Source organism: Nonomuraea sp. NPDC050022 (assembly GCF_044460705.1).
In the GTDB taxonomy this organism is placed as follows: Bacteria; Actinomycetota; Actinomycetes; order Streptosporangiales; family Streptosporangiaceae; genus Nonomuraea.
Window position 1 is genome coordinate 546,563 of sequence record NZ_JBITKE010000010.1, and the last position, 23,493, is coordinate 570,055.

Annotated in this window: 20 protein-coding genes; 12 read left to right on the plus strand and 8 right to left on the minus strand. The window is 70.3% G+C overall.

The genetic code is table 11. The annotated features are described in order from the left end of the window. Positions 1-122: 122 nt before the first annotated feature. Both recO and ACIBO2_RS40485 read left to right on the plus strand, forming a co-directional pair. Positions 123-872, plus strand: a complete 750-nt coding sequence (gene recO, locus ACIBO2_RS40480) for a DNA repair protein RecO (RefSeq protein ID WP_358535752.1) — start codon at positions 123-125, stop codon at positions 870-872. After that, on the plus strand, positions 869-1,654 hold the full coding sequence (locus ACIBO2_RS40485; protein ID WP_358174189.1) for an isoprenyl transferase: 786 nt from the start codon (positions 869-871) through the stop codon (positions 1,652-1,654). The genes recO and ACIBO2_RS40485 overlap by 4 nt, the downstream gene beginning before the upstream one ends. A gap of 38 nt (positions 1,655-1,692) precedes the next feature. On the opposite strand, the gene ACIBO2_RS40490 is transcribed toward ACIBO2_RS40485, so the two are convergent. Continuing rightward, the gene (locus tag ACIBO2_RS40490; RefSeq protein ID WP_397303782.1) at positions 1,693-2,649 is read right to left on the minus strand and encodes an SDR family NAD(P)-dependent oxidoreductase; all 957 of its coding nucleotides are present in this window, start codon (positions 2,647-2,649) and stop codon (positions 1,693-1,695) included. Between the two features lie 53 nt (positions 2,650-2,702). Between ACIBO2_RS40490 and ACIBO2_RS40495 the strand changes: the two genes are divergently transcribed. Then, a complete protein-coding gene (locus tag ACIBO2_RS40495) occupies positions 2,703-3,128 on the plus strand; it encodes a MerR family transcriptional regulator (protein ID WP_357947537.1) in 426 nt (141 codons plus the stop codon). A 194-nt stretch (positions 3,129-3,322) separates the two neighbouring features. Then, positions 3,323-6,823, plus strand: a complete 3,501-nt coding sequence (locus ACIBO2_RS40500) for a S8 family serine peptidase (RefSeq protein WP_358535756.1) — start codon at positions 3,323-3,325, stop codon at positions 6,821-6,823. Positions 6,824-6,913: 90 nt separating this feature from the next. Here ACIBO2_RS40500 and ACIBO2_RS40505 read toward each other — a convergent pair whose 3' ends face one another. From ACIBO2_RS40505 to ACIBO2_RS40530, 6 genes are all read right to left on the minus strand, one after another. Further along, positions 6,914-8,125: a sensor histidine kinase gene (locus tag ACIBO2_RS40505; RefSeq protein WP_358535758.1), complete on the minus strand. Its 1,212-nt coding sequence runs from the start codon at positions 8,123-8,125 to the stop codon at positions 6,914-6,916. Next, positions 8,125-9,843, minus strand: a complete 1,719-nt coding sequence (locus ACIBO2_RS40510; protein ID WP_397303785.1) for an ABC transporter ATP-binding protein — start codon at positions 9,841-9,843, stop codon at positions 8,125-8,127. The genes ACIBO2_RS40505 and ACIBO2_RS40510 overlap by 1 nt, the downstream gene beginning before the upstream one ends. Positions 9,844-10,076: 233 nt before the next feature. Further along, complete coding sequence (gene lanL, locus ACIBO2_RS40515; protein WP_397303787.1) at positions 10,077-12,737, minus strand: class IV lanthionine synthetase LanL; 2,661 nt, start codon at positions 12,735-12,737, stop codon at positions 10,077-10,079. A 137-nt stretch (positions 12,738-12,874) separates the two neighbouring features. Beyond that, positions 12,875-13,714 carry an alpha/beta hydrolase gene (locus ACIBO2_RS40520; RefSeq protein ID WP_358535765.1) on the minus strand — a complete coding sequence of 280 codons (840 nt, stop codon included), beginning with the start codon at positions 13,712-13,714 and terminating at the stop codon, positions 12,875-12,877. A 79-nt stretch (positions 13,715-13,793) separates the two neighbouring features. Further along, the gene (locus ACIBO2_RS40525; protein WP_397303789.1) at positions 13,794-14,669 is read right to left on the minus strand and encodes a hypothetical protein; all 876 of its coding nucleotides are present in this window, start codon (positions 14,667-14,669) and stop codon (positions 13,794-13,796) included. 123 nt (positions 14,670-14,792) lie between these two features. Then, positions 14,793-15,644 carry a class I SAM-dependent methyltransferase gene (locus ACIBO2_RS40530; RefSeq protein WP_397303790.1) on the minus strand — a complete coding sequence of 284 codons (852 nt, stop codon included), beginning with the start codon at positions 15,642-15,644 and terminating at the stop codon, positions 14,793-14,795. 47 nt (positions 15,645-15,691) lie between these two features. On the opposite strand from ACIBO2_RS40530, the gene ACIBO2_RS40535 reads away from it, so the two are divergent. Beyond that, on the plus strand, positions 15,692-16,267 hold the full coding sequence (locus ACIBO2_RS40535) for an XRE family transcriptional regulator (protein WP_357947562.1): 576 nt from the start codon (positions 15,692-15,694) through the stop codon (positions 16,265-16,267). 8 nt (positions 16,268-16,275) lie between these two features. Here ACIBO2_RS40535 and ACIBO2_RS40540 read toward each other — a convergent pair whose 3' ends face one another. Next, positions 16,276-17,010 (minus strand): GntR family transcriptional regulator, encoded by a 735-nt coding sequence (locus tag ACIBO2_RS40540; protein ID WP_358535771.1) that lies wholly within the window; start codon positions 17,008-17,010, stop codon positions 16,276-16,278. A gap of 139 nt (positions 17,011-17,149) precedes the next feature. Here ACIBO2_RS40540 and ACIBO2_RS40545 point away from each other — a divergent pair, with 139 nt between their 5' ends. The 7 genes from ACIBO2_RS40545 (at position 17,150) to ACIBO2_RS40575 (ending at position 23,455) form a co-directional block, all read left to right on the plus strand. Beyond that, positions 17,150-17,944 carry a helix-turn-helix domain-containing protein gene (locus tag ACIBO2_RS40545; protein ID WP_397303792.1) on the plus strand — a complete coding sequence of 265 codons (795 nt, stop codon included), beginning with the start codon at positions 17,150-17,152 and terminating at the stop codon, positions 17,942-17,944. Positions 17,945-18,051: 107 nt separating this feature from the next. Further along, positions 18,052-19,077: an aldo/keto reductase gene (locus ACIBO2_RS40550; protein ID WP_358535775.1), complete on the plus strand. Its 1,026-nt coding sequence runs from the start codon at positions 18,052-18,054 to the stop codon at positions 19,075-19,077. A 57-nt stretch (positions 19,078-19,134) separates the two neighbouring features. After that, positions 19,135-20,400 (plus strand): alpha/beta hydrolase, encoded by a 1,266-nt coding sequence (locus ACIBO2_RS40555; protein WP_397303794.1) that lies wholly within the window; start codon positions 19,135-19,137, stop codon positions 20,398-20,400. Positions 20,401-20,556: 156 nt separating this feature from the next. After that, positions 20,557-20,937: a hypothetical protein gene (locus ACIBO2_RS40560; protein WP_358535779.1), complete on the plus strand. Its 381-nt coding sequence runs from the start codon at positions 20,557-20,559 to the stop codon at positions 20,935-20,937. After that, positions 20,934-21,953, plus strand: a complete 1,020-nt coding sequence (locus tag ACIBO2_RS40565) for a hypothetical protein (protein WP_397303796.1) — start codon at positions 20,934-20,936, stop codon at positions 21,951-21,953. Before ACIBO2_RS40560 ends, ACIBO2_RS40565 begins: the two co-directional genes overlap by 4 nt. 103 nt (positions 21,954-22,056) lie before the next feature. Beyond that, the gene (locus ACIBO2_RS40570; protein ID WP_358535783.1) at positions 22,057-22,650 is read left to right on the plus strand and encodes a matrixin family metalloprotease; all 594 of its coding nucleotides are present in this window, start codon (positions 22,057-22,059) and stop codon (positions 22,648-22,650) included. Between the two features lie 10 nt (positions 22,651-22,660). Further along, positions 22,661-23,455, plus strand: coding sequence for a hypothetical protein (locus ACIBO2_RS40575; protein WP_397303798.1), 795 nt, complete (start codon positions 22,661-22,663; stop codon positions 23,453-23,455). Positions 23,456-23,493: the final 38 nt, after the last annotated feature.

The window sequence follows — 23,493 nt, forward strand, 5'->3', positions numbered from 1 at the left end:
GCAAAGTCGCTCCATCCGAGCTCTGCGGAGCCGATCCAGCCGGGCTTCGCGCCACCGTTCCACCCGGGCTTCGCCAAGCCACTCCACCCGAGCATGACCTTGGCGCGCCATAGGATGGGCGAGTGAGTCTCTATCGTGACGAAGGCGTGGTTCTGCGCACGCAGAAGCTCGGTGAGGCCGATCGCATCGTCACCATCCTGGCCAAGCGCACCGGCAAGGTCCGCGCCGTGGCCAAGGGCGTGCGCCGCACCACCTCGCGCTTCGGGGCCAGGCTGGAGCCGTTCACCCACGTCGACCTGCAGCTGCACACCGGCCGCACCCTCGACGTCGTCACGCAGGCGGAGACCATCAGGCCCTACGGCGAGGCGCTGGCGATCGACTATCCCCGCTACACCGCGGGCACCGCGATGCTGGAGACCGCCGACCGGCTCACACAGGGCGAGAAGGAGCCGGCGCTGCGGCAGTTCCTGCTGCTGGTGGGCGGGTTGCGTACGCTGGCCGATGGCGAGCACGAGGCCAGGCTGGTGCTCGACGCCTACTTCCTGCGCTCCCTGGCGGTCGCCGGCTACGCCCCCGCGCTGGACGCGTGCGCCCGGTGCCAGGCCCCGGCGATCAGGGCGTTCGCCATCGTGGCCGGTGGCGTGGTGTGCGGGGCGTGCAAACCGTCCGGATCGGTGGTGCCCGCGGGGGAGACGATCGGGCTCATGACCGCGCTGCTGCGCGGCGACTGGGCCACGGCCGACGCGTCGCAGTCACGGCATCGCGGCGAATGCAGCGGCCTCGTCGCCGCATATCTCCAATGGCACCTCGAACACGGAATACGCTCTCTCCGGCACGTCGAAAGGGAGCAAATAGCGAGGGAGACTGTGTGAACGTCCGACCCCCGACGCCGCATCCGTCCGGCGCGGTTGCGCCGCCGATCCCGCGTGACCTGGTGCCCAAGCATGTGGCGATCATCATGGACGGCAACGGCCGCTGGGCCAAGGCTCGCGGGCTGCCGCGCACCGAAGGGCACAAGGCCGGCGAGGCGTCGCTGTTCGACGTTATTGAGGGTGCGCTGGAGCTGGGCATTCCCTACCTCTCCGCGTACGCCTTCTCCACGGAGAACTGGAAGCGGTCGCCCGACGAGGTCCGCTTCCTCATGGGCTTCAACCGCGACGTCATCCGGCGTCGCCGTGACGAGTTGCACGCGATGGGCGTACGGGTGCGCTGGGCGGGCAAGCCGGGCCGTCTGTGGAAGAGCGTGATCTCCGAGCTGCAGACCGCCGAGGAGCTGACCAAGGACAACCGCAAGCTGACGTTGCAGTTCTGCGTCAACTACGGCGGCCAGGCGGAGATCGTCGAGGCGGCGCTACGGCTGGCCGACGACATCGCGGCGGGCCGGGTCAAGCCGTCGAAGGTCAACGAGAAGGTGTTCGCCCGTTATCTGGACGAGCCGGAGATCCCGGAGGTCGACCTGTTCGTACGGTCGTCGGGGGAGCAGCGGTTCTCCAACTTCCTGCTGTGGCAGTCTGCCTACGCCGAGATGGTGTTCCTCGACCGGCTCTGGCCGGACTTCGACCGCCGTGATCTCTGGGAGGCGTGCGAGACCTTCGCCAAGCGCGACAGGCGCTACGGCGGGGCGATCCCCAACCAGATCCCCAATCAGGTCTAGACGATCCAGCCAGGGCGCGTGGTGACCTCACCCCCGAGTCAGGAGAATGCATCCAGCCCGGTGAGTTCGCTGGAGAGGGCCCAGAGCCGGGATGCGGAGTCGGGATCGACCGCCCACGGCTTGACGCCGCCGATGAGCATGTCGTCGGTGATCGCGGGCTCTGCGACGTCGCAGTCCTGGCAGTAGGCGCCGCCGTGCTCGTCGAGCAGGGGCGAGGTGGCCGCCCATACGGCCGTCGCCGCGCCCTGGGCCGGAGTCTTGAAACCGTCGGCGTGCCGGCCGTCCCGGGTGATCCAGCCCTGGGCGATCTGCTCCTCTTGGGGGATGCGCCGTTGTAGTTCAGTGAGGATGCTGCCGGGGTGCACCGCGAAGGCGTGCACGCCACTGGCCGCGCCGAGGGTGTCGAGGTGGACGGCGAACAAGGCGTTGGCCGTCTTGGACTGCCCGTAGGCCAGCCAATGGTCGTAGCCGTGGCGGAAGTGCGGGTCGTCCCAGCGGATGTCGGACAGGAAGTGCCCGGACGAGGCCACGGACACCACTCGTGCGCCGGTGGGGGGCAGTGCCGGGCGCAGCCGGTTGACCAGAGCGAAGTGCCCGAGGTGGTTGATGGCGAAGTGCGCTTCCCAACCGGAACCGATGAGCCTGTGCGGGTAGGCCATGACGCCCGCGTTGTTGATGAGGATGTCGAGGGTGCGGCCGGTTTCCAGGAACCGGTGGCTGAACGTCCGGATGCTGTCGGCGTCCGACAGATCGAGCTCTTGCACCTCCGTTCGCGGAACGCCGTACAGCGCCTGTCTCGCCACCGCAGGACGGCGGGCGGGCACGATGACGTGTGCCCCGGCGCGGACCAGCGCGCTTGTGGCCTCCAGGCCGAGTCCCGAGTAACCGCCGGTGACCAGGACGTTCTTGCCGGATAGCTGGATACCGGCCAGAACGTCGTTCGCTGTGCTGTGCGCGTCGAATCCCGAACCGAGCTTGTGTTGCGTGATTGCCATGCCTCGAACGTTAGAATCTAGACTGCAATCTAGGTCAAGCTAGGCGGAATGGCATGAGTAAGAACGCGACTGGAGACGGGCTTTCCATCGGCGACGTCGCGAAGGCGACCGGGCTGGGTGTGCACGCGCTGCGGTTCTTCGAACGGGAGGAGCTCTTCCTCCGCCCGATCCCGCGCACAGCCGGGGGGCAGCGGGTCTATGACCCGGAGGATGTGGAGTGGCTCCTGCTGTGCAACCGGCTGCGGGACTCCGGCATGCCCATCGCCGGCGTGAAGAGGTTCGCCCGGCTTGTTCGATCAGGTCCGGGCAACGAGCCGGAGCGGCTCGCGCTCTTGGAGGAGCATGAGAGAACCGTCCGGGACAAGATCGCCGACTTGACGGCGAGCCTGGAGATCATCCATGGCAAGGTCCTCACCTATCGCAAGCATGTCGAGGACGGAACCGCGGCCGGGCTCTGGTCGCCAACGCCGTCTCCATAGGCGTGGTCAAGATGCACCCCGCTGTGTGCGCGTCGGTTGCACGCGCGAGGTCAGGCAGCCGGCCGTCCGCTGCAGTTACCAGATCACATTTCATGACAAGTCATGTCGGGCCCTTGCAAAGCTGACACGTTCTCTTCACTCTTCTCCCCATAGGCGTAAAGATCAGCTCTACTCCATGGCGTGAAGGAGAGCGTGTGCCGTCCACCCCCCATTGGCGTGCGATCTTGATCGCGGTCGCCGCCGCTGTCACCCTCATCCTCCCCCAGGGCGTGGCCCAAGCCGCGCCCGACCCGGGAAAGATCAATCAATCCGTCCAGGCCGACCTGGCAGCGGACGGAAAGGCCACCTTCTGGGTACGCCTGAAGGGCACCGCCGACCTCAGCGGCGCCCGCCGGGCCACGACCAAGGACGACAAGGCCGAGCAGGTCTTCGAGGCCAAGACCGCCAAGGCCGGCAGCTCGCAGGCGGCCCTGCGCAAGCTGCTGGACTCCCACGAGGCCGACTACACCCCGTACTGGATCGTCAACGCCGTCAGAGTGACCGCCGACCCCAAACTGGCGGCCGAGATCGCCAATCTGCCGGAAGTGGACCGGATCGACCCCGTACGGACCGTGTCGCTGCCGAAGCCGGAGCCCGGCAAGGCCGTGGCGAAGGTCAACGCCGTCGAGTGGAACATCGACCGCGTCAACGCCCCACGCGTCTGGAACGAGCTCGGCGACCGCGGCGAAGGCATCGTGGTCGGCACCATCGACTCCGGCGCCCAGTTCGATCACCCCGAGCTGGCCGCCGCCTACCGCGGCAGGAGCCCTGACGGCTCCGTGAACCACAACTACAACTGGTTCGACCCGGCGCACATCTGCCCGAGCGCGGCGCCCTGCGACAACCTCGGGCACGGCACGCACGTCATGGGCACCATGGTCGGCGTCAACGGCATCGGGGTGGCGCCCGGCGCCAAGTGGATCGCCGCCAAGGGCTGTGAGGTCAACACCTGCACGGACGCCTCGCTGCTCGCCGCCGGCCAGTGGATGCTCGCCCCCACCGACCTGAACGGCGCCAACCCGCGCCCCGACCTGGCTCCCGACATCGTCAACAACTCCTGGGGCGGTGTGGGCTTCGACCCCTGGTACAAGGAGATCGTCGACGCGTGGATCGCCGCCGGCATCTTCCCGGCCTTCGCCAACGGCAACGAGGGGCCCGCCTGCCGTACCAGCGGCTCGCCCGGCCAGTATGTGAGCAGCTACAGCGCGGGCGGCTTCGACGTCAACAACGTCCTGTACGCCCGCTCCAGCAAGGGCGAGGGCGAGAACGGCGAGATCAAGCCGAACCTGGCCGCCCCCGGCGTGGACGTCCGCTCCTCGGTGCCCGGCAACGGTTACGACAGCTACACGGGCACGTCGATGGCCTCGCCGCACCTGGCGGCGACGGTGGCGCTGATCTGGTCGGCCTCGCCGGGGCTCCAGGGTGACGTGGCCGCCACCCGGCCGCTGCTCGACAGCACCGCGATCGACGTCAACGACACCAGTTGCGGCGGCACCGCCGCCGACAACAACGTCTGGGGCGAGGGCCGCCTGGACGCCTTCGCCGCGGTGTCGGCCGCGCCGCGCGGGGGTCTCGGCGACCTCAAGGGTACGGTCACCGCCGCGGGCGGCCCGGTGTCCGGTGCCACGGTCACCCTGTCCGGGCCGCTGAGCCGTACGGTGGTCACCGGGACGGACGGGACGTACGTCATCCCGCGTCTGCTGCCGGGCGACTACCAGATCGCCACGGAGAAGTTCGGCTACGACAAGGGCAGCGCGACGGCGACGATCGCGGCCGACCAGAGCACCACCGCCGACGTGGTGATGACCCAGAAGGCCACGGGCGTGGTGACCGGCGCGGTCACCACGGCGGGCACGCCGGAGCCGGGCGCCAAGGTCGAGGCGGCCGGCACGCCCGTCAGCGCGGTCACCGACGCCGCCGGCCGCTACCGGATGTCGCTGCCGAACGGCACCTACGACCTCACGATCACTCCGGCCTCCCGCTGCGCCAGCGCCGCCACGGCGTCCGTCACGGTGGCCGGGGACGTGACCAAGGACGTCGAGCTGCCGTTGCGCGGCGACGACTTCGGCTACACCTGCCGCAGCGCCGCCGCTCCGTACGTCGCGGGCACCGACAAGCTCGCGCTCTCGGGCGACGACGAGGCGCAGCAGGTGACGCTGCCGTTCCCGGTCCCGTTCTACGGGGTGGGGCAGAGCAAGGCGTGGATCAGCACCAACGGGTTCGCCACCTTCGCCACCGACAGGGTCGTCACCGGCAGCAACGGCAAGCTGCCCAGCGCTGGTACGCCCAACAACGCCGTCTACCCGTACTGGGACGACCTGGTGGTGGACGCCGACAGCGGCGTCTACACCGGCGTCACGGGGACGGCGCCGCACCGCCAGTTCGTGGTCGAGTGGCGCAACGCGAAGTTCTACTCGGCCACCGATCAGCGTGTCTCGTTCGCGGCCCTGCTGGGCGAGGACGGCACGATGAGCTACCGCTACAAGGACATCGAGAGCGAGCGCGACAAGGGCACCAGCGCCACGATCGGCATCGAGAACGCGACGGGCACCGACGCGCTCCAGTACGCCAACGAGGAGGCCGCGCTGTCCAACGGGCAGGGCCTGACGTTCATCGCGAGCAGGCACGGCCTGGTGACCGGCACCGTCACCGACGCCAACGACGGCAAGCCGTTGGCGGGCGCGACGGTGAAGGTGGGCGACGTGGCCACCTACACCACCGGCGAGGACGGCGCCTTCTACGGGCAGGTCCTGGCCGGCGACTATGAGGTGGTGGTGTCGAAGGAGAACTACGGCACCTTCACCAAGACGGTGACGATCGCGCCGACGACGGTCACCAGGATCGACACCGCGCTGGTCACCGGCCGGGTCAGCGCCTCGGTCAGCGAGCTGACCGTGGTGATGCCCACGAACGCGGCCAGGGCCCGCACGATGGAGCTGACCAACCTCGGCTCGCCCACGGCGTACACCGTCACCACCGACCCGGCGCAGAGCTGGATCGGCGTCACACCGACGGCGGGCGACCTGGCCAAGGGGCAGGCGGTCACGCTGAAGGTCAGCGTGTCCAGCACCGGCGTCCAGCCGGGCACCTACCGCTCGGGCAAGCTGATCGTGAAGTCGGCCAGCGGGCGGCAGCCGATCATCGAGGTCACGGTGACGGTCGTGGTGCCCAAGCTCCAGGTGGCCGTGGAGGCCGGCGGCACCAAGGCCGTGACCGACACCGCCGGCGACGCGTGGACGGCCGACAAGAAGTACAGCACTGGTGGCTACGGGTATATCGCCACCTCGACCCGTACGGCCACCTCGTCCAAGGCCATCAAGGGCACCGACGACCAGGCGCTGTTCAAGTCGGCTCGCGAAGGGATGCTGGAATACCGCTTCGACAACGTGCCGGCCGGGACGTACACCGTCGAGCTGGACTTCGCCGACGTCAAGTCGACGCAGATCGGCCGCCGGGTCTTCGACGTGCTTGTCGAGGGGCAGCTCGCGATCCCGGCGCTGGACCTGGCGCTGGAGGCGGGCACGTACACGGCCGTCAGCAGGCAGTACACGGTGAAGGTCACCGACGGCCAGCTCAACGTCCGCTTCGCCACGCGGCAGGGCATGACGATCGTCAACGCCATCCGCATCTCGGAGCGGCCTGACAAGGCCTCGTGAAAGAGCCAGAATGACCCGGGCCCGCCTCTAAGGCGGGCCCGGGAGGCTTTTAGCGGGCGCTGGTAAGTCTGCAGTATCGCAGGTTCGTCATCATTGTGAGGGGCGATCGTCCATAGCCGGGGAGGCCAGGGGCAGGGTGACCGAGACCTCGAATCCGCCTGACGGCTTCGGCCCGGCCGTGACCGTGCCCCCGTAGAGCTTGACGCGTTCGCGCATGCCGATCAGGCCGTGACCGTCCCCGTCCGGGGTGAGCGTCGGTCCACTGCCGTCGTCGGTGACGCGCAGCTTCAGCTCGGCGCCGTAATGGAGCGAGACCGCCACCGTCGCCGGGCCCGCGTGCTTCAGCACGTTGGTGAGGGCTTCCTGGACGCTCCGGTAGGCGCACAGGTCGATTCCCGGAGGTAGCGGGCGTACGGCGCCGGTGATCGACATCTTCACCGGCAGGCCGGCCGAGTTCACCCGTTCCACCAGCTGTTCGAGCCGTTGCAGGCCGGGTGCCGGGTCGTAGCCATCGGTGTCGTCGTTCGCTTCTATGCGCAGGACGGACAGCAGTCGTCTCATCTCGCCCATGGCCTCGCTGCCGGTGTCGGCGATGGTGGTGAGCGCGCCGCGCGCGGTGGCGGGGTCGGTGCCGAAGACGTACCGGGCGAGTCCCGCCTGGAGCACGATGACCGACATGTGGTGGGCGACCACGTCGTGCAGCTCGCGGGCGATGCGCACCCGTTCCTCCATGACGGCGCGCCGCGCCTTGTCCTCCTGCTCCTGGCGCAGCCGCCCGGTGAGGTGGGCCAGTTGCTTGTTGCGCTCGACCAGCATCCGGGTGCTGTTGCCGAACGTCCAGGCGACGGCGACCATGATGCTCACCTGCAGGACGTTCGGCCAGGCGAAGTCGGGCGGGGCGAGGAACGCGGCGTGCCACCAGATGGCCGTCATGGGAAGCACGCAGGGGAGCGACACGGCCGGCCGCCACCGGCTGGCCACGGTGTACAGCGCCAGCAGCGGCGCCACTTCGTTGAACCTGGAGTCGTAACCGGCCAGGTGGAAGACGAACGCCGCGGCGCAGGAGATCGCCAGCACGGTGAGGGATGCGCGCCGCCGCCAGGCCAGTACGAGGTTGGCAACCAGCGTCAATCCCACGCCGGCGGCGTCCAGGGGACGCTCCGCGTAACCCGCCTCGGTCCCGCCCACGGAGAACAGGAACGTCAAGGTGATGGCGGCGACCGCCGCGCCGAAAGCCAGGTCGACGATGAAAGGGTTCATCGCGGCCAGCCGTCTGAGGGACGACAGCAGCTTTACCCGCATCAGCGCATGTTAGCGGCGATCTCCGCGCGCCGCTGGACGGCTTGGGCGCGGACCATGCGTGCGTACAGGCCGTGCCGGTGGCCGAGCAGTTCCGGAGGCGTGCCCGACTCGGCCACGCGTCCGCCGTCCAGTACGACGACCGTGTCGAACGCGTCCAGGCCCCCGAACCGATGGGTGATCATCACCGTCGTCAGCCCCCTGCGACGCCGCAGAACCGCGTGGACGACCTCGCGTTCGGCCAGCGGGTCGAGCGCGGACGTCGCCTCGTCCAGGACCAGGACGGGCGCGTCGCTCAGGAGCGCGCGGGCGAGGGCGAGGCGCTGGCGCTCACCGCCGGAGAACAGTGCCCCACGCTCGCCGGCCACGGAGTCGTAGCCGTCGGGCAGGGCCATGATCCGCTCGTGCATCCTGGTGGTCGTGCAGGCCGCGACCAGGTCGTCCAGGCCGGCGTCGGGGGCGGCGTAGCGGAGGTTGTCGGCGATGGAGCCCTGGAAGAGCAGCGCCTCCTGTGGGGCCAGGCAGACGCGCCCGCCGGTCCGTACGGAGCCCTCCGCCGGTTCGTACAGTCCGGCGAGCAGGTGGCCGAGCGTCGTCTTGCCCGATCCGTTCGGGCCGACGATCAGGGTGGCGGAGGCGGCGGGCAGGTCGAGGGTCACCTCGCGGAGCGCCCACCGGGTCTCGCCCTCCGGTCCCGCGTAGGCGTACGAGGCGCCCGCGACGCTCACCTCACCCGCCCCTGCTCCACCCACGGGCGGGGGCGGTCCCGGTGGCAGGTCCAGGTACTCGAAGACCCGCTCGAAGGCCGCCTGGGCGGTGCGGAACTCCGTCGAGATGTGCAGGATCTGCCAGAGCGGCTGGTAGAGCCTCGACTGCAGGACCACGAACGCCATGAGCGTGCCGGGCGTGATCCCGTCCATGAACCCGGCCGCGACGAACACGATGTACGGAGTCAGGACGAAGAAGATGTGCCCCGCGCTCAGCACCGACTGAGCGGCCAGGCTCGCGCGGACGCCCAGCCCGGCCAGCCGTTCGCTCTCCGCGGCGAACACCGCGGCCTCGTGGCCGTCGCGCCCGTGCACCCGGGCGAGCGTGATGCCGCCCAGGGAGAGGCGTTCGGCGGCGATGGAGGCGATCTCCGCGCGGGCGCGCTGGCCGGCGGCGGAGAGGATCTTGAGCGCGCGTCCCGAACGGGCGGTGACCCACAGGATGGCCGGTGCCAGGCAGAGGGTGACCGCCGCGAGCCGCCACGACAGCGAGAACATCGCCCCCAGCGCGAACAGGAACCCCAGCAGGCTGCCGAGCAGGCTGGGCAGCGTGTCCTTGATCGCGTCCTCGATCTGGTCGGTGTCGTTGGCCAGCCTCGACTGGATCTCGCCGCTCCGGGCGGCGGCGAAGAAGCCCAGCGGCATCCGCTGCAGATGGCCGAACAGCCGCGTACGCAAGGAGTGGATGATCCGCTGGGCCATGCGGGCCGAGATCCACGCCTGGGCCAGGTCGACGCCCGCCGCCCCGGCCGCGACGACCGCCGCGACAGCGGCGATCAGGGCCAGCAGGCCCGGCCGCGGGCCGCCCGCGCCGAACAGGGCGCGGTCGAAGACGACCTGGGTGAGCAGCGGGACGGCCGCGTTCAGCGCGGAGAAGATCGCGACCAGCAGCACGACGAGCAGGACGGCACGACGGTACGGCGTGAACAGCCGGATGATCCTGCGGGTCGTCACGACGCCTGCCCTCTCGGAGATCTGGAAACGGCGCGCGGCCGATGCCAAGCCGCACGCCGTTATCTTCATCAGTTGGTGTCGGTGCAACCCGGGTGCTTGATGCAGTTGCTCAGCAGCGCCGACTCCGAGGTGCTCGGCTCACGCTCCTGCAGGTTCTGCAGGTCCTGAACGTCGAAAGACATGTTCTTCCCCCTCTCTCTGTTTCCGTTGATCTGGTTCCGTTCCTTCAGGTATCACCGCGCCCGAAGCGCGGTGAGCTCATGGGCTGGGCGCCCGATGACGTCGTCGAGCATCCACAGGCGCGGATGTCCATGACGCAGGCGCAGCAGGAAGGCGAGGACGCCCGCGGTCCCGCCCAGGTAGGTCGGCAGGATCCGGCCCAGGCGGTCGGGCACGTGCAGCTTGCCCGCGCGCTTGACGGCCCGCCCCGTCAGGCAGGTGGCCAGATCCTCCGCCCATCGGTGGTATCGCGCGTCTCCGGTGAATTCGGCCATGTCGAGCAGGAAGTCGCCTTCGCCCGGCAGGCCGTGGCACAGCACCGAGCCCGACTGCCACCTCGTCCGGTGTACGGCGACCGCCGCCTGCTCGGCGAGTTCCAGCGCGATCGGGTCGCCCGTGGCGTGCCAGTAGCGGATGAGGAACGAGCCGACGCCCGACGATCCGCTGCACCAGTGGGGGCGGCGCGGTCGTACGGACTCGGGCTCGTCACGCCGGTACGGCCACCAGGCCGCACCCCGTTCGACATCGGCGTGCGCGTAGAACGTGTGTGCCACCTCGCGCACGGTCTCCAGCCACTCCGCCTGGCCGAAGGCGACGCCCCCGTAGAGCAGGGCGGTGCCGATTCCCGCCAGGCCGTGGGCGAAGCCGAAGTGGTTGGTGCCGGCGAGGCTGGAGTCATGGGAGGCCGGTGTCAGCCATTGCGGGCGCCCCTCAAGGGAGGCCCGCGCGTCGTGCAGGTTCTGAAGCATCCGCGCGGCCCGCTCGCGCAGCGCGGCGTCGTCCGCGCGGATGGCCAGGCGCAGGGTGGCCATCGCGCACCCGGCCAGGCCGTGGGTCATGTCGGGGCTGGGATGGTCGGTCGGCAGCCGGTACGCGGCCCGCACCGCGAAGTCCCTCGACTCCGCGTCCCGCGCCGCCTCGTACAACGCCCAGAGAGAGCCGGATCGCCCGGCGTAGAGCCCGGACGGCCAGACGTCCTCCTCGTCGAGGCGGCGGCGGAGCCAGCGCGAGACGGTGTCGGCCTGTTCGGGCGGGAGGACCGGGAGGATGCCGGCCGCGCCGGCGCTCACCGCGCAGGGGTCGGCTTCGAGTCCATAGGTGATGTTGGGCCAGGGGGACGGGCTGCCGGGGCGGTCGTCCATGGTCTCGGCCAGCCAGGCGAGCCCGTCGGCGACCAGGTCGTCCGCGCTCACGCGAGACGGAAGAACGCGTCGCGCGAGGGGCTCTTGGCGCTTGGCCAGGAAGCGCGCGCAGGCGTCGAGCGTCCAGCGGTCCTCGGGCTCGGCGAGCAGGCCCGCCACCATGGGCCGGAGCACCGCCAGAGCGGGGTTGCCCTCGGCGACCCTGGCCAGGAGGTCGCCGGCGCGGGCGCCCCAAGCCGGGCCGGCCTCCTCGTCCTCCGCCAGGCCGAGCTCGGCGCCGACCGCGAGGAAGTACACCAGCGCGCCGAGGCTGTAGAGATCCGCCGCCGCCGTGGGCGCCTGGCGGAAGGCTCCGGAGTACGGCGCCAGCTCCGGCGCGAGATAGCCGGGGGTGCCGCCGATCATGACGGTGCTGTCCTGCTTGGCCGCGTACTCCAGGTCGACGAGCCGGATCTGGCCGTCGGGCAGGATCATGACATTGCCGGGGGAGAGGTCCCGGAAGACGTAGCCCTGGTCGTGCACCTGCCGCAGCAGGGCGACCAGGCGTGCGACGACCGGTACGACCTGCTCGGCCGGGCAGCCGAAGCCGTCCCGGCCGAGTGGCGTCGCGTGCGCCTCCGTCCATCGGTGCGCGGTCTGGCCCGGCACCAGCTCCTCCGCGAGGAAGGCGTGGCCGCCCTGCTCGAAGGCGTCTACGACGGCCGGCACGCCGCCGGTGGTGGCGAGGTCGTCGAGAGCCGAACGTTCGAGAGCCAGCCGGTCCTTGGCGTCCCGGCCGCTGAGGTCGGAGGAGGCATGCGGGCGACCCTCCTTGATGACGACCTCGCGGCCGGTCTTTGTGTCTTCGGCGATGTACACGCCGCCCCTGTTGGCGTGTCTGATCGCCTCCCGCACCACGAACCGGTCGTTGAGCATGACCGCAGACGTCCCTTTTGTGGCCCTTTTCGCTGGTTCGGGGAACGGGCAGGCCGCGAAGCTCGGCGGGGTGAAGGAGGCCGCCCGTTCGTCGCGGACCAGCTGCCCTCCCGGAGCGCACAGCCGTACCTCGTAGAACCCGTCGTTGCCCAGCGTCCGGTGCCCGGAGTAGGCGCCATAGCGGTAGTGGACGAGGCCGCCCGCGCGGTAGGGCCGGTCGGAGAGGATCGCCGGGCCCGGCAGCCCTCTGGTGGCCTCGTCGAGGAGGGCGGCCAGGCGTACCGATTCGGCGTCACTGGTCGGGTAGGCGGTCACGAACTTGCCCGCCTGCGCCCGCGCGCAGTGCGGGGCGAGCAGCTCCCAGTAGTCGCCGAGCCGGTCGGGGAACTTGAAGGCGCAACCCGCCTCGATGAGCACCCGGGCGACCTGGGCCAGCACGAAGGGGGCCGACAGCATCGTGGCGGAGACGTGCAGCTTCCATCCCTGATCGGGCATCGGATAGCCGTCGGGAGTGACCCGGCACCAGAAATCGGCCGCCTCGATCGCCCAGCCGCCCTCGCCGGACCGGGCCAGCTCGTCGGTCACGAGGTCGCGCAGAATGGTCGCGTCCGCCCCCATGGCACTACCTCCCGAAGTCCGGCGCCGCTCCATAGGAGGGTGGCCGACGGGCCTTGCTTTTCGCTGACAGGGGCTGTCGGCGCCTGACCGATCATCAGAGGGGGGCGGGCGACGCCGCGGTTTTCAGCCCAGGATCGTCAGCTCAGGAACGTCGCGGTCGTCGTCACGAACCGGTCGGCGTCGTCGACCCACGGGAAGTGGCCCGCTCGCGGCTGAACGACGAACTCGGCGTCGGGGAACAGCCCGGCGTACTCGGCCACGACGCTCGGAGGCGTGTTCAGATCGACCTCGCCGGCCAGCAGCAGCACGGGCGCGTCGAACGCGGCCAGCGCCGCGCGGGTGGCGGCCGGGTCGTAGACGCCCTCGGCACCGAAGACCGCGGCGGCCTCGTCGTTTCGATGACCCTCCTGGGCGGCGTGGTGGGCCTGCGCGGCAGCGTCCCACCGGCCGTAGAAGAACGGGTCGATGGCCGTCCAGCTGTCGCCGGTGGCCTTGCCGCCCATGATCGCCTCAAGAGCCGCGAAGGCGGTCGCGAACCAGGGCTCGTTCTCGCGCAGCCGCGCGACCTCCAGCCGGGCCTCACCGGTGGCCGCGAGACCGACGGCGAAAGGGCTCGGCGTGATCAGCGCGAGCTTGCCCACGCGTCGCGGATGCCGGGCCGTGTACAGGGCCGCGAGGTTCGCGCCGGCGCAGTGCGCGAGCAGGTCGATCCGGTCAAGACCGAGGTGCTGGCGCAGTGCCTCGACGTCGTCGACCAGCCGGTCACAGCGGTAGGAGGTGGCGTCCTCCGGGGTCGCGGACCGGCCGGTGCCCCGAGGGTCCACCATGATCAGCTGTCGATGCGCCGACAGGCCGCCGAGCTCGCCGAGATAGTCGGCGTCCTGCATCGGGCCGCCCGGCAGGCAGATCAGCGGGGTGCCCGCTCCGAACACGTGGTAGGCCAGGGTGGTTCCGTCAGGTGCGGAGAAGGCAGGCATGGCGTGGATCCTGTCAGCGGCGTTTCGGTCAGGGCGAACGATTATCCCGAGCCCCGGCCAGTGCCCCACGGCTTGAGGGTCAGGTGGTGACGATCGCCGTGTTCTCCCCCACAAGCGCGAGAACGACCGCCGTGTCGAGCAGCAGCGAGGGGATCAGCCGGACCCGGAACACCGCGAGAACGGCCGCCACCTCGTGCGCGTGAGCCGTGTCGATCACCGGGACGGGCAGGCGGGCGGCCGCGGCGGCGGCGTCGGCCAGTACCCGCTCGCGCGCCGCGGCGTACTCCGCGCTGCGGGCGATCGGCTCCAGCCGCCGCCACACCTGTGGCACGAAGCCGCCGATCGCGCGGTAGTAGCTCAGCACCCGGGGATGACCGTGCACGGCGCGGATCTCCTCGTACACCCGCGCCAGTTCCTCGCCGGGCGGAGTCCCGTCCGGCACGATGTTGACCGCTTCAGGGGCGACACCACGCGGGCCCGGATCGGGGGTGGTGCCGTCGAGCGCGAGGGCCGCGGAGGCGCCTGCGGTCAGCCCCCGGTACCAGCACGAGGCCAGCAGGAGGATCTCGGGCAGCAGCCGGTGGAACGTGATCGTGTAACGGCGGATGTCATCGGCCGCCGACGACTCCTCCGGCGCGGGCAGCAGCCCGGCCGGCACGCCCAGCCCCGCCGCGGCCTGCTTGAACTCGGGTGACCCGATGACGGGCTTGAACCGGTTCCAGGCCGGGACGAGGTAGTCGGGGTAGTTCGCGAGCGCCTGGAAGATCGGGCTGACGAACGGTACGCCCAGGTAGCCCGGTACCTCCTCGATCACCTGGGCGGTTTCGGGGGTCAATTCGGGCCTGCCGGGCAGCGACGGCAGGAGCACCGCGCCACGGGCGGCATCGCCGGGCTCCGTCGTGATGATCGCCTCAGTCCGCGGGCCGACCGACGAGGAGCGCTTCGAAGATTGCATGCAACGTAGGGTACAAACTTGGATCCAATTGCTCAAGAGGGTGTTTCAGCTCTGTTTCCGGCCGTTACCGGATGGGCCACGAACACGCTCCCGACCTGTCCGGGAGCGTGTCGGGTCAATCGGCTATGGGCGTCGTGCCGCCCAGGCGGTCCTCGTGGTGCGGACATGGAGGTCGCCCCGCCGCAGGATGCCGTCGGGCCTTTCGTCGTCGAGAAGGACGTCGAGTGCGGCCTGGTCGTCGGCGCTCAGCCGCTCGCCCAGCCCGGTTCGCAGGCGTCGCAGGGCCAACTGGGCGTAGCGGCCGGTGGAGGCCGGCAGAGGTGGCGTCAGGTCGACGGTGAAGACCCGTTCGGTCTCGACGGTGAACCCGGCCCGGGTCAGGAGTGGGCCCCAGTCGGCGCCCATATGCGGGAGCCGGGCGCTGCGCTCCTCGGCCATCACGGCGCGGCAGCGCGCTTCGAGTCCGGGGCGGCCGATGCCGAGGTCGTCGGGCAGAAAGTGCGGGAAGGAGTCGAGCTCGACCGCCACCAGCAGTCCGCCGGGGCGAAGGGCCGCGCGGACGTCGGTGAGCGTGCGGACCGGGTCCGCCATGTGGTGCAAGGACGAGGCCGCCCACACCAGGTCGACGGGGTCGAGATCGGCCCAGGCCGCGTCCAGATCCGCCTGAACGGTGCGGACACGGTGGGCCACGCCCCGTTCCTCGGCCTTGTTCCGGAGGTGGCGCAGATAGGGCGCGGACATGTCCAGCGCCGTCACCTCGGCCTTCTCGAAGCGCTCCAGCAGGGCGAACGTGCCGGTGCCGGTTCCGCTGCCGAGGTCGAGGAGATGGCTGGGGGCCGGGTCGCCGGCGAGCTGGTGGACCCAGGCGGTCACCTCGGACAGGTACGCGTGCAGCACCTCCGCGTCGAGGTCCAGGAGTTCGGTCATCACGGCGTCGTCGGATCCGGCCGTGGAGTGGTCGTGGTGGGTTGCCATGTTCGGAGACTATGTCCCTCTTGCCCTTCTGGCATAAGGTCTTGCGTATGAAGCAAGACGGAGACCTCGACGGCTTGGTCCGCAAGCGGATCAGGGGACTGCGTACGGCCCGCGGCTGGTCACTCGACGACCTGGCGGCCCGCTGCTACCTCAGCCCGTCCACCCTGAGCCGGATCGAGACGGGCCACCGGCGCATCAGCCTCGACCAGCTGACCGCGATCGCCCGCGCCCTGGAGACCACTCTCGACCACCTCGTGGAGTCGGTCACCGACGACGATGTGGTGATCAGGCCCCAGCGCAACGAGGCGCGGGGGATGACCATCTGGACGCTGAGCCGGGAGCCGGGGCCGAACGGCATGACCGTGGCCAAGATGCGCCTCACCAAGCCGCCCCCGCGGGACCCCGCCGAGCTGAAGGTCCACCCTGGCAGGGACTGGTTCACCGTTCTGTCGGGAGCCGTCGTACTGCTGCTGGGGGAGCGGACCATCGTGGTCGAGGCCGGTCAGGCGGCGGAGTTCTCGACCATGATCCCCCACGCCTTCGGCGCCCACGACGGCCCGGCCGAGATCCTGACCATCCTGGAGCACGACGGAGAGCGCACCCATCTCCGCTCATCGCCGTGACCGGGCCTTCAGGACAGGTAAAGTCCAGTGGACGTTTGCAGGGCGTCGAGCCGGCGGCTGGCCGCGGCCTGGACGTCCTCGACATGGATCCGCGCCTGCCGCTCCGCGCCCTCACGGTCGCGGTTCGTCAGCGCCTCGACGATGCGCTGATGGCCCGCCACGCAGGTGACCACCTCGTCCGGAGTGAAGAGGACGGCCATGTTGTAGGTGATGCCGAAGTCGCGGTTGCGCAGCCATTCGTCCAGCAGCCGGCCGTTGCCCGAGGCCCGCACGATGGCCTCGTGGAAGTCGCGGTTCATCCGCCCCAGCTCGGCGCGCGGGCGCTGGATGAAGTCCGCCATCGGCCCGTCGTAGAACGCGGCGATCGTGTCCAGTTGCTCCTCGGACGCGCGTACGGCGGCCAGCCCGGTGGCCATCGACTCAAGGGCGCACCGCACCTCGTAGATCTCGCGGATCTCGTCCGGAGTGTGCTCGCGCACCACCCAGCCCTGCCGCTCCCGGACGACCAGCCCCTGATCGACCAGCCGCATCAGCGCGACGCGTACGGGAGTGCGGCTGCTGTTGAGCCGCGCCGCCACCTCGTCTTCCGGAAGCCGCTGGTTGGGCCGGTATCTACCCTGGAGGATCGCGGCGCGAATGTGCTCGTACGCCTGGTCGCCGAGCGACTCCCCGCTACCCGCACGGGGCCTCCTGCGCTTGACCGCAGGCTCCTCCGCACGTGCCCCGCCGGGTCGTTCGGCCATCGGTCCTCCGGTCCCGTCGCCTGTCATGGAGATTCTCCCAGTATGCGATGAGATCCAGAAACCTGCGGATCCTGCGATCAAAGTGCCGTTGGCTAAGGTTGTGGCCGTGTCAGGTGTGGCTCAGTTAGAGGATCCACGGGTGTCCGAGGACGTGCCGGACGTCGTGGTCGTGGATGGGCAGGCGCAGTCCTACAGCGGCAATGTGCATGAAGAGCTCAAAGTGGTTCTCGTGCTCGACTCCGGTTTCACCGTACGCAGACGTGGCACGACATTCCATGCCGCTCCCGGCCAATTGCTCGCTCTCCATCCGGACGACGCCCATTCCGGGCAGCCGGACGATCCCGGGTCGGCGCACTGGCAGATCATGTGCGTGTCGCCGTCCTTGATCGCCGAGGTCGCCGCGCCTGATGCCGTGCGTTACGGGGACCCGGTGATCCGGGACGGCGGGCTGGCCGACCGCTTCCGGTCCGTACACAGCTCTCTCTACCTGCCGCCGGGGCAAGCCGGTTCGGCGCTGCGGCAGGAGACGGGGGTGCTGGAGTTCGTCGCCGCGCTGGCTCGGCACGCCTACGATGCCGAGGGCGGAAGGGACACCAGGCAGCGGGCCCCCGAGCTCGTACGCGAGTATCTGCGGGCGAACCTCTCCCGCAACGTGACGCTGGACGAGCTCAGCGCGATCGCGGACCTCAGCAAGTATCGGCTCGTCCGCGCGTGCACGGCGCGGTTCGGCCTCCCGCCGCACAAGCTGCACCTGCGGCTGCGGCTGGATCGGGCCAGGGAGCTGCTCCGGCGCGGCGCGGGGATCGCCGAGGTCGCGTACGAGACGGGATTCCACGACCAACCCCACCTGACCCGGGTGTTCGCGCGAGCCTATGGGATGACCCCGGCCATATATCAGTCGACCTATCGAGGCACGACCTGGACCTCGCGCTGACCCCGGGCAGGGCAAGTGGCGGGGCAAGAACGTGCAATACGGATGCCGACCACGGTCGATAGGTTCCTTCGCGTCGCCAACTGGCGCGAATGTGAAGGAGATCTGTGATGCGATACCGACTGCTTGGTCGCACCGGTTTGAGGGTGTCTGAGGCGTTCCTTGGCACGATGACCTTCGGGCAGGACTGGGGATGGGGCGCCTCCATCGAGGAGTGCCGCAAGATGTTCGCCGCCTATGCCGAAGCCGGCGGGAACGTGATCGACACCGCCAACCGCTACACCGAGGGCAGCAGCGAGCAGATCGTCGGCGAACTGCTCGGCACCGACCGCGACCGCTTCGTCCTGTCCACGAAGTACACCTTGACCATGGACGGCACCGACCCCAACGCCGGCGGCAACCACCGCAAGAACCTGGTCCGTTCGGTCGAGGCCAGCCTGCGCCGGCTGGGCACCGACTACATCGACCTGCTGTGGGTGCACATCTGGGACCCCAGCACGCCCATCGAGGAGACCATGCGGGCTCTGGACGATCTCGTACGGGCCGGGAAGGTGCTGTATGTCGGGATCTCCGACGCGCCCGCCTGGCTGATCTCCCGCGCGAACACCATCGCCGAGTTCCGCGGCTGGACGCCGTTCGCCGGCCTCCAGCTGCCCTACAGCCTGGTCAAACGCGACATCGAGCGCGAGTTGCTGCCCATGGCCGCCGCGCTGGAGCTGTCGGTGGCCGCGTGGTCGCCCCTGGCCGGCGGCGTCCTGTCCGGCAAGTTCACCCGGTCCGGTGCCGACGGTCCGTCCCGGGTCGACCGCGCCACCATCTCCGAACGTGACCTGGGCATCGCGCGCACGGTGGACGCCGTGGCCGACGAGCTCGGTGTCTCCTCCTCGCAGGTCGCCATCGCGTGGACGCGGGCGCACCGGCCCTGGATCCACCCGATCCTCGGCGCCCGCACCCTGGACCAGCTGACCGACAACCTCGCCGCCATCGACCTGGAACTGCCCGAAGAGGCGGTGCGGCGGCTGGAGCAGGCCGCCTCTATCGACCTGGGCTTCCCGATGGAGTTCATCATGGACACCACCACCGACTTCGTCTATGGACCCAGCGGAAAGCTGGTCGACGGCCGCCCCGTCGGCTAAGCGCGACGCCGGGCCGGATCGGCGGCTGAGCCACCCCTTTTGAAACAGGAGCCTCCCATGAGGTCTATTCGTCATGCCTTCCTGGCCGGAGCTCGCCGGCTCTCGGCGGTCATCGCGGTCGGCGCCGTCCTGGCCACCGCGCCCGCCACGGGCCCGCGAGCGAACGCCGACACCTGCGACCAGGCCTGCCAGATCGACTGGGCCTGGACCGCCCAGCGGCAGAACGCCCTGCCTCGCACCCCCTTCTACGACGCTCCCGACCCACTGCCGTGGGCGCCGAGCGGAACCCTGATCCGCGCGGCGGCCACCTCCGACTACGTGGTGGAGAACAAGCCGGTCAAGGCCGTCCGCGTGCTGTACCACTCCCGTACCTCCCGGGGCCGGGACGTGGCGGTCTCCGGCGTCGTCCTGGTGCCGCAGGACCGCCCGCGCCCGGCGGGCGGCTGGAAGGTGGTCGTGGACGCGCACGGCGCCAGCGGCATCGCCGTGGACTGCGCGCCGTCGCTGATGCGCGACCTGTACCACGGAAACCAGATGGTCCGCTTCCTGGAGCAGGGGTACGCGGTCGTCGCCCCGGACTACGCGGGCTTGGGCACGACCGGCCGTCCGGAACTGGTGAACAAGACCGCCGAGGCGGAGGACATCGCCGGGGCGGTGCGGTCCGCGCGCCAGGCGGTTCCGGACCTGTCGGGCGACTGGGTGCTGTGGGGCCACTCCCAGGGCGGCGGCGCCGCACTCGGCTTCGCCGAACGCCAGGTGACGCGCCCCGAGCCGGGCTACCGGGGCGTGGTCGTCACCTCGCCCGCCGCCGACCTGCCCGCGCTGGCCGCCCACGTCGCCACGACCGTCCCGTACGGCGGGTTCGCCCCGCTGCTCGCGCAGGGCGCCGCCTACAGCGATCCGAAGATCGACGTCGGACGTATGCTGACCCCCGCCGCCCTGTCCCGCCTGGACGCCGCCCGGAACGGTTGCCTGGGCGTGGCCACCGCGGTATACGGAGATCTGACCGGCTCGGCACTGGTCCAACCGGGCTACTCCAGCGACCCGCGCTTCACCCGATACCTGCGCGACAACAGCCTCGGCTGGAAGCGCGTCGCCGGCCCGGTGCTGTTCCTGCAAGGCGGTGCCGACACCGTCACCCCTGAGCCGATCAACGCCCAGGTCGCCGCCCGCCTCCGCGCCACAGGCTCGCACGTCACCTACCGCGTGTACGACGGGCTCGAACATGACACCTACGGCACCGCGATGGGCATCGACGACGGCGCCATGCCCGACATCCTCGCCTGGGTCGGGGCCCGGTTCGCCGCCGTTGAGACCCCTTGATGCGAGTCCTGACACGGCGTTCCCGGGCGAACACCCGGTGAACGCCGGATGTCGGAAAAGCGTAGATGGGATCGTAACGACAGAGAGACATTTCGGATATATCGGACCGTGAGCATGATCGCATGACGACCCCGTCCTCGCGATTAACGGTGACCGATGGCAGAAGCCTCTCCTGACGGGCCGTCACGGCCGCCCCTCGACATCGATCACGATCAGCTCAGGAAGCACGCGGCGCCCGCCTTCGACGACGCGTCCGCGGCGGTGCGGCGGGCCGTCGGGAAGGCCGCCGACGCGCTGGGCGCGCTGGGCGGCTGGCCGGTGAACGAGCCGGCCGACAAGGCGTTCGTCGAGTGGTACAAGCCGAAGCGCGACGAGATGCTCGGCATGATCGAGGACTTCGCGGCCGTGTACGGGGACATCGCCGAAGGCATCCTGACCATGCGCCGCAACGTGGCCACCGTCGACTGGGGCATAGCCGACGACATCAAGATCGCGGACGTGCCGGTCTACAGCTGGCCAGTGGAGGACACCCCGTGATCCCCATCAGGCCGATGCTGTCGCCGACGGCCCTGAGCGGGGCCAGGGTCCTGTCACCCGCCACCCTGATGACGACCCTGCTGCTGGCCTCCGCCGGGACGATGGTCGCCCTGCGCAGCTACGCCGGCGTCACCGCGCCGGAGATCGACCCGGCGGAGCTGCGCAAGGCGGCCGCCGCCTTCCGCGAGCTGGCCGACGACCTGACCGGCCCGGAGCAGGCTCCCCCGCACGGCCACACCGGCGGCGTCGCCGGGATGGCCGACAGCGCCGCCGCCTCGGTGTGGAACAACAACGGCGGCCAGGGGGTGGACGCCTTCGCCCAGCTCTACATCCTGCGGATCATGGGCTTCCCCGCCGCGTTCGCCAAGGACTGCCGGGTGCTCGCCGCCGGCTGCGACGCGTACGCCGACCTGGTGGAGGGGGTGCGCAAGCAGCTCGCCGAGCTGGACAAGGCGATCGTGCAGCTCCTGTGGCTGGTCTGCTTCCAGCCGTTCACGACCATGCTGTACGGCGTGGCGCAGGCGATGGCCGCCGCCCAGATGGCCCGGCTGGTGAAGCTGGCCCAGACGGTCAAGGCCGTCTTCGGCGTCAACGTCGGCCGGATCCTGCAGATCTGCCTGCCGAAGTACGTGCTGACCACGCTCAACTACGCCGCCATCGACGGCCCCGCCTACGCCGCCGGGGCGCTCACGCTGGACGCGGTGAGCGACGCCGCCCACGGTCAGCCGACGAGGTCGGCGGGCCAGAACGCCGGGGAGTTCGGCGGGATCGTCGCCGGGAACACTGGCTACATCCTCGGCTACGACGTGGCCAAGCTGGGCCTGCCCGGTCCCGCCACGCGGGGCGGCGAGCTGGCGGCGCGGCTGTTCGGCTCGGGGTTCGGCTACACGCCGGTCAAGAGCGCCCTGGACGGCGACGGCGAGATCATGACGACGCCGGAGGAGTGGGCGAGCAAGCTGGAGGGACACGGCCTGCGGGCGCTCATCTTCCCGCCGGGCTGGAAGTTCGGCCGCTGAGTCCCACCCGGTGCTGTGCGGCGAAGGGGATGACCCGAGTTGATCCCCGCTTAAGCACCCGGCAGGATATCCGGACGTCCTTTACCCTCAATTTACGGATGACATGTCATACCGAAAGCTCCTGCCAGCGATCATCCTCGCGGCCGCGATCACCACCACCGCCGCGCCTCCGGCCAGCGCCAACGGCTTCGGCAGCGCCAACGGCTGCTGCCCCTTCGCCGACAACGGCAAGCACTGGTACAACTACGCCTCCCTGGAGACCCGTACCAGGACCGCGGTGAAAGCCGCTCTGCTCAACCTGGATTCCCAGACCGACATGACCGTGGCCCACGACACCACCGCGGACCCGAGCACCGACGTCGAGTCCTTCGACCAGTACTACGTCGACCACTGGGACCTCGACTGGGACGGCTCCAGCACGGGCTACAACCTGTTCGCGTACTCGAAGTGCGTCAAGACCATCGCCCCGGCCGACAGCAGCCAGCCGTGGCGTTGCGACCAGTACGAGGTCCGCTACGATCTGGCCGACATCGACTGGATGACCGCGACCCAGCGGCAGGCCCTGGCGTGTCACGAGGTCGGGCACACGGTCGGGCTCGATCACTCCACCGAGTCGACGTCGTGCCTGAAGACCGGAGCGCACAAGATCATCAAATACAGCGCGCATGATGTCGCCCACATCAACGGCCGCTACTAGGAGACCGGCGATGCGAAACCTCAAACTCCTCACGTCCGTCGCCGCCTGCGCCACCGCCGTGCTCACCGGATGCGCACCGGAGGCCGCCCCGCAGGCCGCCCCGCAGGCCGGTCAGCAGCCGCAGCGCTCGTTCTGGTCTCAGCTCCACACGGACGCGGGTGGGACGGGCCAGTACCTCTTCGACTCCCTGGAGGACATCACCCCCGGCGCCCGGCCGTCCGGCGCCTTCCGCCCGGCCGCCGCGCTGGTCGAGGGCACGGTCGTCGGCGTGGAGCCGGGCATCGCGTACGCCTCGGACAACGACTCGCCGACGCCGCGGGTCGTGCCCTACGAAAGCGCGGAGGCCGCGATCCGCTGGGCCAGCGTCGTGGTCAAGGTGGACAAGGTCCTCGCCGGCAAGCTCGGCCGCGGCTACACCGGGGGACAGATCCGGCTCCGGGTCGAGCAGCCCGCCGGCACGACGCTCGACGGCCTGCGCCAGTCGATCGGCACGGCGGGCCGCGGCCTGTTCTACGTGGACAACGCCCTGGACCGGGTCAAGCGGCGGGCGGCGTCGCCGCAGGCGCAGGCGTACCAGGCGTCCGTGCACCTCCCGATCGGCCAGGGGGTGTTCGTCGAGGAGAAGCCGGGGGCGGCGCTCGTCGCCCCCCTCACGGACGAGGACCGCGCCGCCCAGCTCCTGGGGACCGACGGCCGGCAGGCGCAGCTCAGGTCCGCCGGGGACTCCCCGCTGGCGCAGCTCCGCGGCCGGGCCCAGAAGTCGGCCTGCGAGAAGGGCACGGCGACGGACCAGTCCGGCTGCTGACGCCCGCCACGGCTGAGGCCCCCGACGGGGCCCTCAGC